Annotated in this window: 10 protein-coding genes and 1 pseudogene; 3 read left to right on the top strand and 8 right to left on the bottom strand. The window is 72.4% G+C overall.

The genetic code is table 11. From position 1 onward, the window contains the following. Nucleotides 1-8: 8 nt before the first annotated feature. A complete protein-coding gene (locus IE241_RS14235) occupies nt 9-797 on the bottom strand; it encodes a hypothetical protein (RefSeq protein WP_190022073.1) in 789 nt (262 codons plus the stop codon). Nucleotides 798-955: 158 nt separating this feature from the next. Here IE241_RS14235 and IE241_RS14230 point away from each other — a divergent pair, with 158 nt between their 5' ends. Continuing rightward, nucleotides 956-1,414 carry an RICIN domain-containing protein gene (locus tag IE241_RS14230; RefSeq protein WP_229899222.1) on the top strand — a complete coding sequence of 153 codons (459 nt, stop codon included), beginning with the start codon at nt 956-958 and terminating at the stop codon, nt 1,412-1,414. A 67-nt stretch (nt 1,415-1,481) separates the two neighbouring features. Here the strand turns inward: IE241_RS14230 and IE241_RS14225 are convergent. Then, nucleotides 1,482-1,856: pseudogene (locus IE241_RS14225) on the bottom strand (helix-turn-helix domain-containing protein); the annotation flags it as partial. Nucleotides 1,857-1,862: 6 nt separating this feature from the next. Beyond that, complete coding sequence (locus IE241_RS14220) at nt 1,863-2,084, bottom strand: DUF6879 family protein (protein WP_229899219.1); 222 nt, start codon at nt 2,082-2,084, stop codon at nt 1,863-1,865. A 139-nt stretch (nt 2,085-2,223) separates the two neighbouring features. Between IE241_RS14220 and IE241_RS14215 the strand changes: the two genes are divergently transcribed. Continuing rightward, nucleotides 2,224-4,305, top strand: a complete 2,082-nt coding sequence (locus IE241_RS14215; RefSeq protein ID WP_190022071.1) for a tetratricopeptide repeat protein — start codon at nt 2,224-2,226, stop codon at nt 4,303-4,305. Here IE241_RS14215 and IE241_RS14210 read toward each other — a convergent pair. After that, nucleotides 4,238-4,840: a TetR/AcrR family transcriptional regulator gene (locus tag IE241_RS14210; RefSeq protein ID WP_190022070.1), complete on the bottom strand. Its 603-nt coding sequence runs from the start codon at nt 4,838-4,840 to the stop codon at nt 4,238-4,240. The genes IE241_RS14215 and IE241_RS14210 overlap by 68 nt on opposite strands. A 175-nt stretch (nt 4,841-5,015) precedes the next feature. Here IE241_RS14210 and IE241_RS14205 point away from each other — a divergent pair, with 175 nt between their 5' ends. Then, on the top strand, nt 5,016-6,698 hold the full coding sequence (locus IE241_RS14205) for an MFS transporter (protein WP_190022069.1): 1,683 nt from the start codon (nt 5,016-5,018) through the stop codon (nt 6,696-6,698). A 60-nt stretch (nt 6,699-6,758) separates the two neighbouring features. Here IE241_RS14205 and glgB read toward each other — a convergent pair whose 3' ends face one another. From glgB to IE241_RS14185, 4 genes are all read right to left on the bottom strand, one after another. Then, nucleotides 6,759-9,209 carry a 1,4-alpha-glucan branching enzyme gene (gene glgB, locus IE241_RS14200; RefSeq protein ID WP_308433684.1) on the bottom strand — a complete coding sequence of 817 codons (2,451 nt, stop codon included), beginning with the start codon at nt 9,207-9,209 and terminating at the stop codon, nt 6,759-6,761. Nucleotides 9,210-9,279: 70 nt separating this feature from the next. Beyond that, nucleotides 9,280-10,920: a maltokinase N-terminal cap-like domain-containing protein gene (locus tag IE241_RS14195; protein ID WP_190022068.1), complete on the bottom strand. Its 1,641-nt coding sequence runs from the start codon at nt 10,918-10,920 to the stop codon at nt 9,280-9,282. A gap of 323 nt (nt 10,921-11,243) precedes the next feature. After that, nucleotides 11,244-12,977, bottom strand: a complete 1,734-nt coding sequence (treS, locus tag IE241_RS14190) for a maltose alpha-D-glucosyltransferase (RefSeq protein WP_190022067.1) — start codon at nt 12,975-12,977, stop codon at nt 11,244-11,246. Further along, the gene (locus IE241_RS14185; RefSeq protein WP_190022066.1) at nt 12,974-14,971 is read right to left on the bottom strand and encodes an alpha-1,4-glucan--maltose-1-phosphate maltosyltransferase; all 1,998 of its coding nucleotides are present in this window, start codon (nt 14,969-14,971) and stop codon (nt 12,974-12,976) included. Before IE241_RS14185 ends, treS begins: the two co-directional genes overlap by 4 nt. Nucleotides 14,972-15,264: the final 293 nt, after the last annotated feature.

The following is a 15,264-nucleotide window of genomic DNA, read 5'->3' as shown; positions in this document are numbered from 1 at the left end:
GTCCGCCGTCAGCCGAGCTTCTTCACCTGGGCGTCGACGACGGCCTTCGGCTGCTCGCCCTGACCGGTGAGGCTCAGGGCGTAGAAGCCGGCGATGGTGCTGCCCTTGCGGACGACCACCAGGTGGGTGGTGTTGTCCTTGCCGTCCTCGACCTCCATGTCGAGGGTGAAGGCGACCGCCTCGTCACCGGCGCTGAACGTGGCGGGCGCGACCTTCTTGATCTTCGTCTTGTCGCTGCCGCCGCCCATGGCGAAGCCGCCGGCGCAGTCGGCGCCCGCCTTCTTGATCGCGGCGAACGCCTCCGTGGCGCCCTGGCCGGCGTACGAGGCCAGCGTGTCACTGGTGATCACGGCGCCCAGCCCCTTCATGGCGGCCGCCGCCTTCTCCTCGGACGAGGCGTCCGGGCCCACGGCCGGGCCCTTCGGCTTCGCCATGATCTTGCGGGCGGCGGCCGCGGCGGGCGATCCGGCGCCCTGCAGCATCATCACGTCGGACAGCGGCTTGCACTCGGCCTTGTCGCTGGTCATCGTCTTGGCCATGGCCAGGTCGGACGCGCCGATCTCGGAGACCTTGTGGTCGGCGATCTCGCCCTCGGCGAGCAGGAGCTTGGTCAGCTGCTCCTTCGACAGCGCCCCCGCACCGCCCGCGGCGGACTGCGCCGGGGCGCTCGACGACGCCTTGCCCTTGGGCTCGTCCTTCTTCGCCTCGGACTTGTCCGAACCGCAGGCGCTCACGAGCAGGGCCAGCGACATCGCGGAGGCGGCGAGAGCGGTACGGCGGACGGTGGTGCGGCGCATGAATGATTTCCTCTGAACTGGATCGATAGCGACCCTACATATAGTCATGCGCAGGTAAAAAGTTCAATATCTTTCCCATGGCCGGACACTCGGCGCGCATTACGATCACATCTCGAACCCTTGATCGACTTTTCGGCTTTTCGACTACGGTTGGAGTCATGGAAGGCACGTACCGCGTACGCAACGTCGGCAGCGGTCTGCTGCTGGAGGTCGAGGGCGGCCGCAAGGGCAGCGGCGCCAACGTCCGGCAGGGCAAGGAGGACGGCAGCGCGGCGCAGCTGTGGCACGTGAGCCCGGTCCACGAGGGCAGCGGCCTGCACCACTTCGTGAACGCCGCCAGCGGCAAGCGGCTCGACGTCGCGAACGCGAGCGTCGAGAACGGCGCCAACGTCCAGCAGTGGAAGGCCAACAACTTCGGCGCCCAGGAGTGGCTCGTCGAACGCCACCTGGACGCCCCCGGCACCGTCACCCTCGTCGCCCACATCAGCGGCCTGCTCCTGGAGGTCGCCGACGCGTCGACGGAACACGGCGCGAACGTCCAGCAGGGCGAGGACACGGACAGCCCGGGACAGTGGTGGCAGCTGGAGCCGGCGCCGGAGCCGGTGCCGGGCGCCTAGGGCGGGCACCGACGCGGCCGCGGCCGCGGCCGCGGGCCCGGCCGGATGCCGGGGCCGCCGCGCTTTGCTGCGTTTCGGCACTGCCGAGCCCATTGCGCAATACCGACTCCTCGACAAGGAACGCGAATCGACGGTGTCCCTCGAACAGCACGCGCTGACGCTCCATGCGGCGCCATTCCACCCACATGCCTTCGACGGCCCGGAGGGAGGCGATCAGGTTGTCTGCCTGGCCCTCCGCCTCACAGGCACGGCACCACGCGCGGATGTCGTCGGCGGACGGCGCAGTCTTCGCCGTCGAGATCCGGGACACCTTGGACGGGTGCCGGCCGCACGCCGCCGCGAGGGTCTTTCCGTCAAGACCGGCATCCCTGCACAACTCCCGCAGGCGGTCGGCAAGGACTTGCCGGGCTTGACGGACGCTCGATGATCCTGAAACGGGCATGGCGCGTCAGACCGGCTTGTACTCCTCGTGCGGCGTCGCCCGTTCCCACACCGCTTCAAAAGCCGACTTGACCAGGTCCACGACAGCCGGTTCCGTACGCCACTCCCGGTCGACCACTTCCCCGGTCCCGGAGAAGTAGGTGAACAGCACGGACGACTCGTCGAACATCCACAGGTCGGTGCCCGGGAGCGCAATGCCGGCCGTTCGTCTGGCTGCCGGCGGACTCATGAGACGCGCCCCAGAGGGAGCGCTCGGCGCGCACAAGGGGGCGTGCGGGTGCATGGGGCGTGCCGGTGCTGGACGCGGGGGCGTGCGAGGCAGACGCTGCCGTTCGACGGCGCGCCCTTCGTCCTGCCCAGGGGGATATGTGTACAGCGTTCTCTACGGCAGTTCCCGTATCACCGTCACTTCCCGCAGCGGTACCCGGCTCCAGCGTTCGGAGCTGCTTCTCCGCGATCCCGGGCTGCGGCACCGGTGGACCGCTCCGGCGCCCGTGCTGCTGGGCCGGGAAGAGGTGCTGGCCGCCGCCTGGCGGGAGATCCTGGACGGGCGGTCGGCGGAGTTCCACGGGCCCTGCGGGTTCGGGAAGAGCAGTCTGCTCCGGAACATCGCCTCGGGCGGGAGGCGCAGCGCGTTCGTGCGCGTGGGACGGACCCCGCTGGAGGACGTTCTCCAGCTGCTCGTGGACGAGTTGTACGTGTCCGCGGGACCCGAGCCGGTGAAGTACTCCGGGGCGGTCTGCCGGCGGCTCATACGGCACGCACGGCCGCTGATCGTGCTCGATGAGGTGCCGCCGGGTTCGCCGGTCCCGCGTCAGCTGGCGGACGCCCTGCCCGGCTGCGTCCTGCTCGTGGGCGGGGAGCAGCCGGTGCTGGGCGGCGGCGCGGCGGCGTCACGGCTGCTGCCGGGGCTGCCGCAGGATGCGGCGTTCGACCTCTTCGCCGGGTCGCTGGGCCGCACCGTGCGGGACGCCGAACTGCCCGTCGTGCGTCGGCTTCTGGAGGCCGTACGGGGCCGGCCGCTGTCGGTCAGGCAGGCCGCGGCGCTGGTGCGGGCCGGATACCCGGTCGAGGCGGTGGCGGAGCGCGCCGCGCGGGGCGTGCGCGAGCTGGACAGGATGAGTGCGGGACGGCTGTCGGGGCCGGAGCGCAAGGCCCTCGCGGTCCTGGCGATCGTGGCCGGCGCTGTGGTGCCGGGGAACTGGGTGTCGGCCGTCGGCGACATCGCCTACGCGGCGCAGACCCTGCTGTCCCTGCACGAGCGGGGGCTCGTCGAGCGCCCGGACGAGGACCGCTTCGGGCTGCCGGTGTGCCTGGAGGACAGCGTCCGGGACCTGCTGCTCGACGCGGTCTCGTTGAGCGCGGCCGTCAACGGGCTCGCCGACTGGCTGGACAGCGCCCTCGACGGGGGAGTGCACGGGCTCACGGACGCGCTCGAAGGCGTGGAGGGCATCGTCGGACTGCTCGGTTTCGCCGCCGAGCAGGCGGAATGGCGGGCCGTGATCCGGCTGGCGAAGATCGCCGAGGCCGCGTTGTTCGCCGGACGCCGCTGGCAGCAGTGGAAGGAGGCGCTGGAGCAGGGCGAGGACGCGGCCCGGCGGATCGGCGACCGGGCCTCGGAGGCGCTGTTCTCCCACCAACTGGGCACCGTGGCCTACGCCGAGGACCGGCCCGAGGAGGCCGCCGCCCGGCTGCGGCACGCGCTGCAGATACGCGTGGCCCTGGGCGACACCGCCGGGGCGGAGCTGACCAGGGCGAACCTCGCCTACGTGGAGGCCTCCGGCCCGGGCCGGGGAGAGGGCCCCGACCCGGCCCGGCCGAACCTGCTGCGGCGCGGGCTGCTCTGGCTCGCCGGGCTGGTGGCCCTCGTGGTCGTGATCGCTGCCGTGCGGGTGGCGGTCGCCGGCGGCGACGATCCGTCCCCGGGGCCGAAGCCGGGGCCGCAGCCTGGGTCCTCGGGGCCCGTGGCGGGCGGCAGCCCGTCACCCGACGGCCCTTCGGACGGGGCGAGCGGCCCTCGGGTGAGTTTCAGCCCCGGTCCCGGCCGCAGCAGCAACGGCCCCATCGTCACCTCCAGCCCCAGCCGCAGTGTCGTGATCATCCCCGGTGCCAGCAAGAGCCCTAGCGTCAGCAAGAGCCCCAGCGTCAGCAAGAGCCCTGGCGCGAGCATCAGTAGGAGCCCCAGCATTAGTAGGAGCCCCAGCATCAGTAAGAGCCCCAGCGTCAGCACCAGCCCGAGCCGTAGCAAGGGCCCCATCATCCGCCGCCCCGGCCAGAGCAGCCCCGGTTCCGGCCGCGACGGCGACGGCGAGCGCGGCGACGGCGATCGCGGTGGCGGGAAGCCGCCGGAGCCGCCGGAGCCGCACACGGCATGGCCCGGCTCTATGGCGCTGCTGTCAGGCCGTCCACCAGCTCCTCAGCCTCCACCGCAGGGACGCCCGCCGCGGTGAGCGCGGTCACGGCGGCCGAGCGGCCGGCGTCCGCCGGGGCGAGGACGCCGTCGTTGACCGCCTGCATCAGGCCGAAGAGGATCTGCTCGCGGACGTAGGCCAGCGCGACGGCCGGCAGCGGGGAGGTGAAGCGGCCCTCGTCCAGGCCGCGTTGGAGCATTGCCGCGCACTCGCGCCGCACCGGCTCCAGGCGGCGGTGGATGCCCTCGACGGTGACGCTGCGCTGGGCCAGGGAGATCAGCAGGCGGTAGCCGTCGGCGATCTCCCAGGCGGCGAGCATGGCGCGGGCGAGGGCCTTGGCGGGGTCGTCGACGTCGCGCAGGGCCTCGGCCTGGGCGATCTCCACGGCGCTCGCGGCGTCGTCGACGAGGGCGCTGATGAGCGCCTCGCGGCTCGGGAAGTGGCCGTAGACCGTGCGCCGGACGACGCCCGCCGCCCGTGCGATCTGGTCCATGCTCGCGTCCGCGTCGCGCAGCAGCTCCGTGAGCGCGATGTCCATGATGCGGCGGCGATTGGCGTCCGCTCTGCCGGCCATTGGTCTCTTCTCTGTCCGTCGAGCCTCTGTCGGGCTCTGTCGAGGAGGGGGGCTTCGGGCGCAGCCTCCGTGGCCGACATCCTGCCCCTCATTTTGCCCTGGGCCGCGCCGTCCCGTAATTTGCACACTGCTGTGTAATTGCACAGCAGTGTGCAAGCTAGGGAAGGGGTGCCCGATGGGCCTCGCGATGTCGACACCGGTCGACGAGATGGACGGTCCGTACAAGAGGCGCTGGGCGGCACTGGGTGTTCTGTGCCTCAGCCTGCTGATCATCGTCATGGCCAACACGTCCCTGACGGTCGCCGCTCCCGACATGGTCAAGGACCTCGGCCTGGGCAGCTCCGACCTGCAGTGGGTCATCGACGGCTACACCGTCCCGTACGCCGCGCTGATGCTCATCCTCGGCGCCGTCGGCGACAAGTACAGCCGCCGCGGGGCGCTCGTTCTCGGCCTTCTCGTCTTCGGCGCGGCCTCCGTCGCCGGATCGCTGGTCGACAGCTCGGCCGGGGTCATCGCGTCGCGCGCCGTCATGGGCATCGGCGCGGCCATGATCATGCCGGCCACGCTGTCGCTGCTCGCCGCGACCTTCCCGCGCGAGGAGCGCGCCAAGGCCATCACCATCTGGACGGCCACCGCCGGTCTCGCCATCGCCGTCGGCCCGCTGGTGGCCGGTGCGCTGCTGGAGGACCACGGCTGGGCCTCCACCTTCCTCATCAACGTGCCGATCGCCTTCCTGGGCATCATCGGCGCGCTGGCGCTGGTCCCGCCGTCCAAGGCGACGGGTCCCGGCAAGCAAGCAGCCAAGATCGACTACATCGGCGGCCTGCTGTCCGTCGTGTGGGTCGGCTCGCTCATCTACATGATCATCGAGGGCCCGCACTTCGGCTGGGGCGCCAAGGCGATCGCCGCCGCGGTCATCGCGGGCGTCGGCCTGGTGCTCTTCGTCCTCTGGGAGCTGCGCCACCCGCACCCGGTCCTGGACGTCCGCCGCTTCACCAAGCGCGCGTTCGCCGGCTCGACCATGGCCGTCGCGCTGTTCTTCCTCGCCGTCTTCGGTGCGTTCTACTACCTCACCCAGCACCTGCAGTTCGTCCTCGGCTACTCGCCGCTGGACACCGGCGTGCGGATGCTGCCGCTGGCCGGCGCGGTGTTCGTGGGCGGCGCCCTGACCGCGGTCCTCACCCCCAAGGTGGGCATGAAGGTCACCGTGGCGTGCGGCATGACCGTCGGCACGGTCGCCATCGCGCTGCTCGCCCGCGTCGACGCGTCCTCCACGTACGACGACTTCGTGCTGCCGCTGATCATCCTGGGCCTGGCCATCGGCCTGTCCCTGTCGCCGTGCACCAACGCCATCATGGGCTCCTTCCCGGAGGACCAGCTGGGCGTCGGCGGCGCCGTCAACAGCACCTCGATCGAGATGGGCGGCTCCCTGGGCATCGCCATCCTCGGCACCGTGCTCGCCAAGACCTACTCGTCCAACCTCGGTGACGCCGCCGCGAAGGCGGCCGAGGCCGGCGGTCCGAAGCTGCCGGAGAAGGCGCTCAGCGTCGCACAGGACTCGGTCGGCGCGGGCCTGGCCGTGGCCAAGGAGGTCGGCAAGCAGGTCGCGACCGGCGCGGCGCCGAAGGTCGGGCCGGAGAAGGCCGCCGTCCTGGGCGCGCAGCAGGCGCAGAGCGTGGTCGAGGCCGTGCACAAGTCGTTCGCGGACGCCGTCGCCCACACCAGCGTCGTCGGCGCGGTCGTTCTCGGCGTGGGTACGGTGCTGGTCGCACTTCTTCTGCCGGGCCGCGGCCGCGAGCGGACCGAACCGGAGGCCGGCACGGCGGCCGAGGCCGAGAAGGAGACGGCCGCGGCCTGACGGCCTCCGGCCGCGGGCTTCCGGCCGGGGCCGTCCTCCGCGCCGCCGGAGCCGTCGTCCTCACACCGCCCGCCACCACACCGTCGCCAGCGGCGGCAGCGTCACCGTGATGCTCGCCGGGCGGCCGTGGTGGCGGGTGGCCTCCGTCTTGACGGGGTCGGGGGTGGTCACGCCGCTGCCGCCGTAGCGGGCGGCGTCCGTGTTGAGGATCTCCTGCCACGCCGTGAACCGGCCGGGCACGCCCAGGGCGTAGCCGTGCCGCACCACGGGGGAGAAGTTGCTGACGGCCAGCAGGGGCGCGCCCTGGGCGTCGAAGCGCAGGAAGGCGAAGACGTTGTCCTCCGCGGCGTCGCCGACCACCCACTCGAAGCCCTCGGGGACGGTGTCCCGCTGCCACAGGGCGGGCGTGGCCAGGTAGGCGGAGTTCAGGTCGCGGACCAGGTCCCGTACGCCCCGGTGGTCCGCCTCGGCGGAGTAGGAGGGGTCGAGCAGCCACCAGTCGGGGCCGTGGGCCTCGGACCACTCCGCGCCCTGCGCGAACTCCTGGCCCATGAAGAGCAGCTGCTTGCCGGGGTGCGCCCACATGAAGCCCAGGTAGGCGCGGTGGGTGGCGCGCTGCTGCCACCAGTCGCCCGGCATCTTCGAGACCAGCGCCCGCTTGCCGTGGACGACCTCGTCGTGCGAGATGGGCAGGACGTAGTTCTCGCTGTACGCGTAGATCATCGAGAATGTCATCTCGCCGTGGTGGTACTTGCGGTGCACCGGCTCCTTCGCGACGTAGACGAGGGAGTCGTGCATCCAGCCCATGTTCCACTTCAGGCCGAAGCCGAGGCCGCCGAAGCCGCCCGCGCCGATGTGGTGCGTGGCGCGGGTGACGCCGTCCCAGGCCGTGGACTCCTCGGCGACGGTGACGACGCCGGGGCAGCGGCGGTAGACGGTGGCGTTCATCTCCTGCAGGAACGCCACCGCGTCCAGGTTCTCCCGGCCGCCGTGGACGTTCGGCGTCCACCGGCCCTCCTCGCGGGAGTAGTCGAGGTAGAGCATGGAGGCCACGGCGTCCACCCGGAGGCCGTCGATGTGGAACTCCTCGCACCAGTAGACGGCGTTGGCCACGAGGAAGTTGCGCACCTCCGTGCGGCCGTAGTCGAACTCCAGCGTGCCCCAGTCGGGGTGTGCGGCGCGCAGCGGGTCCGCGGGCTCGTACAGCGGCCGCCCGTCGAACTCGGCCAGCGCCCAGTCGTCGCGCGGGAAGTGCGCCGGCACCCAGTCCATGAGCACCCCGATGCCGGCCGCGTGCAGCGCGTCCACCAGGTACTTGAAGTCGTCCGGGGTGCCCAGGCGGGCGGTGGGGGCGTAGAAGCCGGTGATCTGGTAGCCCCAGGAGCCGCCGAAGGGGTGCTCGGCGATGGGCATCAGCTCCACGTGCGTGAAGCCGAGGTCCTTGACGTAGGCGGGCAGCTGATCGGCCAGCTGCCGGTACGTCAGGCCGGGGCGCCAGGAGGGCAGGTGCACCTCGTAGACCGAGAAGGGGTGCTCGTGGACCGGCCTGCCCATGCGGGCCGCCATCCACTCCGCGTCCCGCCAGGTGTGGTGCGAGGCGTGCACGACCGAGGCGTTCGCCGGGGGCGCCTCCGTGCGCCGCGCCATGGGGTCCGCGCGCAGCGTGTGCGAGCCGTCCGGGCGCGTGATCTCGAACTTGTACAGCGTTCCCTCGCCGATGCCCGGCAGGAACAGCTCCCACACGCCGGACGCGCCCAGCGACCGCATCGGGTGGCCCGTGCCGTCCCAGTAGTTGAAGTCCCCGGCGACCCGTACGCCCCGGGCGTTCGGTGCCCACACCGTGAAGCGGGTGCCCGCCACGCCCTCGTGCACCATCGGCATCGCGCCCAGCGCCTGCCACAGCTGCTCGTGGCGGCCCTCGTGGATCAGGTGCAGGTCGAGGTCGCCGAGGGCGGGCAGGAAGCGGTAGGGGTCAGGGACCTCCAGCTCCGTGCCGTCGTAGCTCACCAGCAGGCGGTAGTCGGGGAGCTCGCTCAGCGGCAGCACCGCCGCGAAGAGGCCGTCCCCCTCGTCGTACAGCTCCACCCGCAGGCCCTTCGCGCTGACCGCCACGGAGCGTGCGAAGGGGCGCAGGGCGCGGAACGTCATACCGCCGGGCACCGGGTGCGCTCCCAGCAGGCCGTGCGGGTCGTGGTGCGCGCCGTGCAGCAGGCGCTCGCGGTCCTCCGCACCCAGCGGCTCGGCGGGCCGCACCCCGCGCCGGGCGGGGCCGCGCCCGGGGCGCTGCGCCGCCGCCTTTGCGGGCGGGGGCGCAACCGGCAGGGGCTCCTGCGGTGCGGCTTCCTGCGGTACGGGCTCCCGCGGTACGGCCTCCGGCCCGGCCGCTCCGGACGCCGGTTCGGGCCCCGGCCCCCGCCCCGGCAGGAACGTGGCCGGGATCCCCCGCGCGGCGCCGGGAAGGCCGGCTCCGGGCTCGTGGGGCGGTCGGCTGGACGGCGGTCGAGCGGTCACGGGGCGGTCCTCCTCGGGAACTCCCGGGCGGCGGCGCCAGGAGCGGGTTCGGTGATACGGGAAGGGGCGGTCACGGGGCCTGCCCCCGCTCTGCGCGGGCCGCGTGCTCCTCCGGGGGCGCCGTGCGCCCGCCCGGCGGGCCCGTGCCCGGCCCCGGCGCGCCGGCTCCGGGTGGCGGCTCCGCCAGCCTGCGGATGGCCGCCATCGGGACCGGCAGCCAGTCCGGCCGGTGCCGGGCCTCATAGAGGACTTCGTAGACGGCCTTGTCCGTCTCGTGGGCGCGCAGCAGCTGCGGCTCCTCGCGCGGATCGCCGTGCACCGAGCCGTAGCCCTCGCAGAACGCGGCGCGGGCGCGCTCCGACCAGCCGGTGCCGCCGGCCCGGCCGACCGCCGCCGCGTAGTCGAAGGAGCGCAGCATTCCGGCGACGTCCCGGGCGGTCGGCTGCGGCCGGGAGCGTTCGGCCAGCGGCCGGGCCGGCTCGCCCTCGAAGTCGATCAGGGCCCAGCGGCCGTCCTCGGCGGTGCGCAGCGCCTGCCCGAGGTGGAGGTCGCCGTGGATGCGCTGGGCGCGCCACGTGCGCCCGGCGCGGCCGAGCGCGGCCAGGTCGTCGTAGGCGCCGCGCAGGGCGGCCCGGTAGGGGCGCAGCGCCGGGACGGCCTCGGCGGCGGCGTCCAGGCGGCGGCCCATCGCGGCGGCGAGGTTTTCGAGCTGGGGGCGGCGCAGGACGACGGTGGGCAGCGCCTCGGCGAGCGCGCCGTGCACTTCGGCGGTGGCGTGGCCGAGGGCGCGGGCGGAGGCGGTGAAGTCGGCGCGGACGGCGAGGGCGCTCAGGGCCAGCTGCCAGCCGTCGGCGGAGCCGGGCAGATAGGGCTGGAGCACGCCGAGCGTCATGGGCTCGGTGCCCGCGCCGGGCACGACGGCCTCGAACCAGGCGGCGGGCGCGGGCACCCGGGCGCAGCCGGTGCCGGCGAGGGCGCGGGGGAGTTCGAGGTCGGGGTTGGTGCCGGGGCAGACGCGGCGGAAGAGCTTGAGGATATACGTTTCGCCGTAGACGATCGAGGAGTTGGACTGCTCGGCGCCGATGAGGCGGGGCGCGAGCCCGGCGCCGATCATGACGCCCTCCTCGCGGCTGAAGCGCAGCGGCCCGAGCCGGCCGGGCAGCCGCAGCCGCTCCAGCAGCAGGCTGGCCAGCCGGGGGTCGGCCAGGCCCTCGTAGACGGCGCGGCCGTGCAGCGGGCCGCCGACGGGCCGGCCGATGAGCGCGGGCGCCAGGTGCGGCGGCAGGACGTCCTGCACGCCGAGGAGGAGTTGGTAGCAGTCGTCGGTGCCGGCGTGGAGGACGGGGGCGGCGGATGCCGGGGCGTCCGCGGGCCGGCTGCCGGCGGGGGCGCCGGGCTGCTGGGCGCGCACGAGCAGGTGGAGCAGGCCGGGGACGGTGGCACCGCTGTGGTGGGGCAGCAGCTCGGTGGCCGCGACGAGCGTGAAGCCGGTGATGGGGCGGCCCTTGCCCGCGAACCACCGCTGACGGGGCAGCCACTCGGAGAGCAGCGGCACCAGCGATCCCAGCAGCCCCGCATCGGCGGCCTCCTGGCCCGGCGCGTGGGCCGCGGGGGCGGCGCGGACCGAGGACAGCAGCGGACCGGGGGCGCCCCCCTTCCGTCCGGTGTCCCGGCGTCCGGTGCCCCGGCGGGACGGTGCAGCGTCCGACATGGCGTCGCGTCCTTTCCCCGGGGCACGGCATATGGGGCAAAGTGTCCCGGATCGCGGTCCCGGATTGCGGCATTGACCGGTGCGCGGTGCTGGGGTCCCCCGCCGGAGGCGGGGAGTGCCGGGCGAGGATCGTCCGTTCGGTCGGCGCCTGCGGCCCCTGGTGCGGGCGTGCGGGGGCCGGGCGGCGGCCCCTGCGGCGGTCCCGAAGCGGAAGCGATCCGTTCGGCCCGGCCCGTGCGTAGTAGTGAGGGTTCCCAGGGTTCGCGGGGGAAAACCGCCCGTGCGCGACCGGACTGCGGGCTCCGGCGCGCACGGGAGCGCCCTCAGTGGCCGGCCGGCGGCGGTGCACCACGGCGGAGCCGGAACCAGTAGAAGCCGTGACCTGCCAGGGTCAGCAGATAGGGCAGTTCGCCGATGGCGGGGAAGCGCACCCCACCGATCAGCTCGACGGGATGGCGGCCGCTGAACGCCCGGAGATCGAGCTCGGTCGGCTGTGCGAAGCGGGAGAAGTTGTTCACGCAGAGCACGAGGTCGTCCTCCCGCTGCCCCGGCAGCCGCACTTCGCGCAGGAACGCGAGCACGGCGGGGTTGCTGGAGGTGAGCTCGGTGTACGAGCCGAGGCCGAAGGCGGGGTTCTGCTTACGGATCTCGATCATCCGGCGGGTCCAGTGCAGCAGCGACGAGGGGCTGCTCATCGCGGCCTCGACGTTGGTGACCTGGTAGCCGTAGACCGGATCCATGATGGTCGGCAGGTAGAGCCGGCCCGGATCGCAGGAGGAGAAGCCGGCGTTGCGGTCGGGCGTCCACTGCATCGGGGTGCGCACGCCGTCGCGGTCGCCGAGCCAGATGTTGTCGCCCATGCCGATCTCGTCGCCGTAGTAGAGGATCGGCGAGCCGGGCAGGGAGAACAGCAGCGCGGTGAACAGCTCGATCTGATTGCGGTCGTTGTCGAGCAGCGGGGCCAGCCGGCGGCGGATGCCGATATTGGCGCGCATCCGCGGATCCTTGGCGTACTCCGCGTACATGTAGTCGCGCTCTTCGTCGGTGACCATCTCCAGCGTCAGCTCGTCGTGGTTGCGCAGGAAGATGCCCCACTGGCAGCGCGACGGGATGGCCGGGGTCTTGGCCAGGATTTCCGAGACCGGGTAGCGCGATTCCCGCCGCACCGCCATGAAGATGCGCGGCATCACGGGGAAGTGGAAGGCCATATGGCATTCGTTGCCGCCGGTCTCGTAGTCCCCGAAGTAGTCGACGACGTCCTCGGGCCACTGATTGGCCTCGGCCAGCAGCACGGTGTCCGGGTAATGGGCGTCGATCTCGGCCCGGACGCGCTTGAGGAAGGCGTGCGACTGCGGCAGGTTCTCGCAGTTGGTGCCCTCCTCGGCGAAGAGATAGGGCACGGCGTCCAGCCGGAAGCCGTCGATGCCGAGATCCAGCCAGAACCGCAGCGCGGCCAGGATCTCCTCCTGCACCGCGGGGTTCTCGTAGTTGAGATCCGGCTGGTGGGAGAAGAAGCGGTGCCAGTAGTACTGCTTGCGGACCGGGTCGAAGGTCCAGTTCGAGGTCTCCGTGTCGACGAAGATGATGCGTGCGTCCGGATACCGCTTGTCGTCGTCGGCCCAGACGTAGTAATCGCCGTAGGGCCCGTCGGGGTCGCTGCGCGACTGCTGGAACCACTCGTGCTGATCGCTCGTATGGTTCATGACAAAATCGATGATGACGCGCATGCCGCGCTGGTGCGCCGCGTCCACGAACTCCACGAAGTCGGCGAGGTCGCCGAACTCCGGGAGCACCGAGGTGTAGTCGGAGACGTCGTAGCCGCCGTCGCGCAGGGGCGACTGGAAGAACGGCGGCAGCCACAGGCAGTCGACGCCCAGCCATTGCAGGTAGTCCAGCTTGGCGGTCAGACCCTTGAGGTCGCCGATGCCGTCGCCGTCGCTGTCCTGGAAGGACCGGACGAGCACCTCGTAGAAGACGGCGCGCTTGAACCAGTCGGGATCCAGGTCCTTGGCGGGAGTGTCCTCGAATGTGTCGGGGACGGGCTCATTGACGATCATGGTGTGGGTGACCCTCCGATCGGTGAGGACGGTCGCAGCGAGAACACGTGCGCGGGCGCGATGGAACGGCCCGGCTCGAGGCGCACATAGTTGTCCCTGCCCCAGTGATAGGTCTCTCCGGTGAGCTCGTCGCGCACCGGGACGGACTCGTGCCATGCGAGGCCGAGTTCCGGCATGTCCAACGAGACCGTGGCCTCCTGGGTGTGGTGGGGGTCGAGGTTGACGACCGTGAGTACGCACGAGCCGCCCGCCCGCTTGGAATAGGCGATGACGGCGTCGTTGTCGGCGTAATGGAAACGCAGGTTGCGCAGCCGCTGCAGGGCCGGATGGCGCCGGCGCAGCCGGTTCAGCAGGGTGATCAGCGGGGCCAGGCTGCGGCCCTCGCGCTCGGCCGCGTCCCAGTCGCGCGGGCGCAGCTGGTATTTCTCCGAGTCCAGGTATTCCTCGCTCCCGGGGTGCACCGGCGCGTTCTCGCACAGCTCGTATCCGGCGTACATGCCCCACGCCGGCGAGAGCGTCGCGGCGAGCACGGCGCGCACCTCGAAGGCGGCCCGCCCGCCGTTCTGCAGATAGGCGTGCAGGATGTCGGGGGTGTTCACGAAGAGGTTGGGCCGCATGAGCGCGGCCGCCTCCCCGGAGAGCTCGGTGAGGTAGTCCGTGAGCTCCTGCTTGGTGTTGCGCCAGGTGAAATAGGTGTAGGACTGCTGGAAGCCGATCGCGCCGAGCGTGCGCATCATCGCGGGCCGGGTGAAGGCCTCGGCGAGGAAGAGGACGTCCGGGTCGGTGCGGCCGATCTCGGCGATCACCTTCTCCCAGAAGGGAACCGGCTTGGTGTGCGGATTGTCGACGCGGAAGATCCGTACGCCGTGCTCCATCCAGAACCGCAGCACGCGCAGGGTCTCGCGGACCAGCCCGTCGAAGTCCTCGTCGAAGGCCAGGGGGTAGATGTCCTGGTACTTCTTCGGCGGGTTCTCGGCGTAGGCGATGGTGCCGTCGGCGCGGTGGTGGAACCACTCGGGGTGCTTGGCGACCCAGGGGTGGTCCGGGGAGCACTGCAGCGCGAAGTCGAGGGCGACCTCCATGCGCAGCTCGCGGGCGCGGGCGACGAAGTGGCCGAAGTCCTCGAAGGTGCCGAGGTCGGGGTGGAGGGCGTCGTGGCCGCCGTCGGCCGAGCCGATCGCCCAGGGGCTGCCGACGTCGTACGGACCGGCGGTGAGCGCGTTGTTGGGGCCCTTGCGGTAGGCGGTGCCGATGGGGTGCACGGGCGGCAGATAGACGACGTCGAAGCCCATCGCGGCGATGGCCGGCAGCCGCTTGGCCGCCGTGCGGAGCGTACCGCTGCGGGCGGGCCGGCGCCCGTCCGCGGGGATCGCCCCCTCCGAGCGCGGGAACATCTCGTACCAGGAGCCGAACAGGGCCCGTTCGCGCTCCACCAGCACCGGCACCGGGCGGCTCGCGGAGACCAGCTCGCGCAGCGGGTGCTCGGCCAGGGCCGCCGTGACCGGGGGCGCGAGGGCGGCGGCGAGCCGGGCGGTGGGCGGGCGGCCCGGGTCGCGCAGGGCGTCGACCGCGGCCAGCACCGCCTCGCGGCCCTCCTTCTTCGGCACCCCGGCGGCGGCCCGCTCGTAGAGCAGCGCCCCTTCCTCCAGGACGAGTTGGACGTCCATCCCGGCCGGGATCTTCACCGAGGCCCGGTGCCGCCAGCTCGCCACCGGATCGCTCCAGGCCTCCACCGCGTACGTCCAGCGGCCCTCGGAGACGGGGGTGACGTCCGCGCCCCAGCGGTCGGTGCCGGGCACGAGTTCGCGCATGGGGGTCCAGGGGCCGCTGCGGCCTGCGGGGTCGCGCAGCACCACATTGGCGCCGAGGGCGTCGTGGCCCTCGCGGAAGACGGTGGCGGTGACCTGGAAGGTCTCGCCGACGACCGCCTTGACCGGCCGGCGGCCGCAGTCCACGAGCGGCCCGAGGTCCAGGACGGGGATACGACCGATCATGGGATCACCTGGGGGTTCGACGGAATCGGAGAGGCGGTGAGGGTGGGGCGGGGCGGTGCGTCTGGCGGGTTCTGCTCTTTCTATCTGCTCCGCCGGCGGTCGGCCGGGTGCGGGCATGACTGCTCCTGACCGCGTTCACTCGGGTGGGTGCGGAAGACGTGCGGAGGGGCCTGGGACGGGTACACGAGGCGGCGGCGGACTGCGACTCCCTGCATACCGCTTGAGCTTTCCCACCGGTCCCGGCCGGGCATGCCCGCACCGTGGGACCTACCGGTGCGTAGTTCCCGTGGCAC

Source organism: Streptomyces hiroshimensis (assembly GCF_014650335.1).
Taxonomy (GTDB): Bacteria; Actinomycetota; Actinomycetes; order Streptomycetales; family Streptomycetaceae; genus Streptomyces; species Streptomyces hiroshimensis.
Note: the sequence above shows the minus strand (reverse complement) of the source record. Positions and strands in the feature narration are given on the sequence as shown.

Bases quoted from the DNA above. Each gene is read 5' to 3' on its own strand.
- IE241_RS14230 (WP_229899222.1), top strand. From the start codon at position 956: ATGGAAGGCACGTACCGCGTACGCAACGTCGGCAGCGGTCTGCTGCTG.
- IE241_RS14235 (WP_190022073.1), bottom strand. From the start codon at position 797: ATGCGCCGCACCACCGTCCGCCGTACCGCTCTCGCCGCCTCCGCGATG.
- IE241_RS14185 (WP_190022066.1), bottom strand. From the start codon at position 14,971: ATGATCGGTCGTATCCCCGTCCTGGACCTCGGGCCGCTCGTGGACTGC.
- IE241_RS14220 (WP_229899219.1), bottom strand. From the start codon at position 2,084: ATGAGTCCGCCGGCAGCCAGACGAACGGCCGGCATTGCGCTCCCGGGC.
- treS (WP_190022067.1), bottom strand. From the start codon at position 12,977: ATGATCGTCAATGAGCCCGTCCCCGACACATTCGAGGACACTCCCGCC.
- IE241_RS14195 (WP_190022068.1), bottom strand. From the start codon at position 10,920: ATGTCGGACGCTGCACCGTCCCGCCGGGGCACCGGACGCCGGGACACC.
- IE241_RS14210 (WP_190022070.1), bottom strand. From the start codon at position 4,840: ATGGCCGGCAGAGCGGACGCCAATCGCCGCCGCATCATGGACATCGCG.
- IE241_RS14205 (WP_190022069.1), top strand. From the start codon at position 5,016: ATGGGCCTCGCGATGTCGACACCGGTCGACGAGATGGACGGTCCGTAC.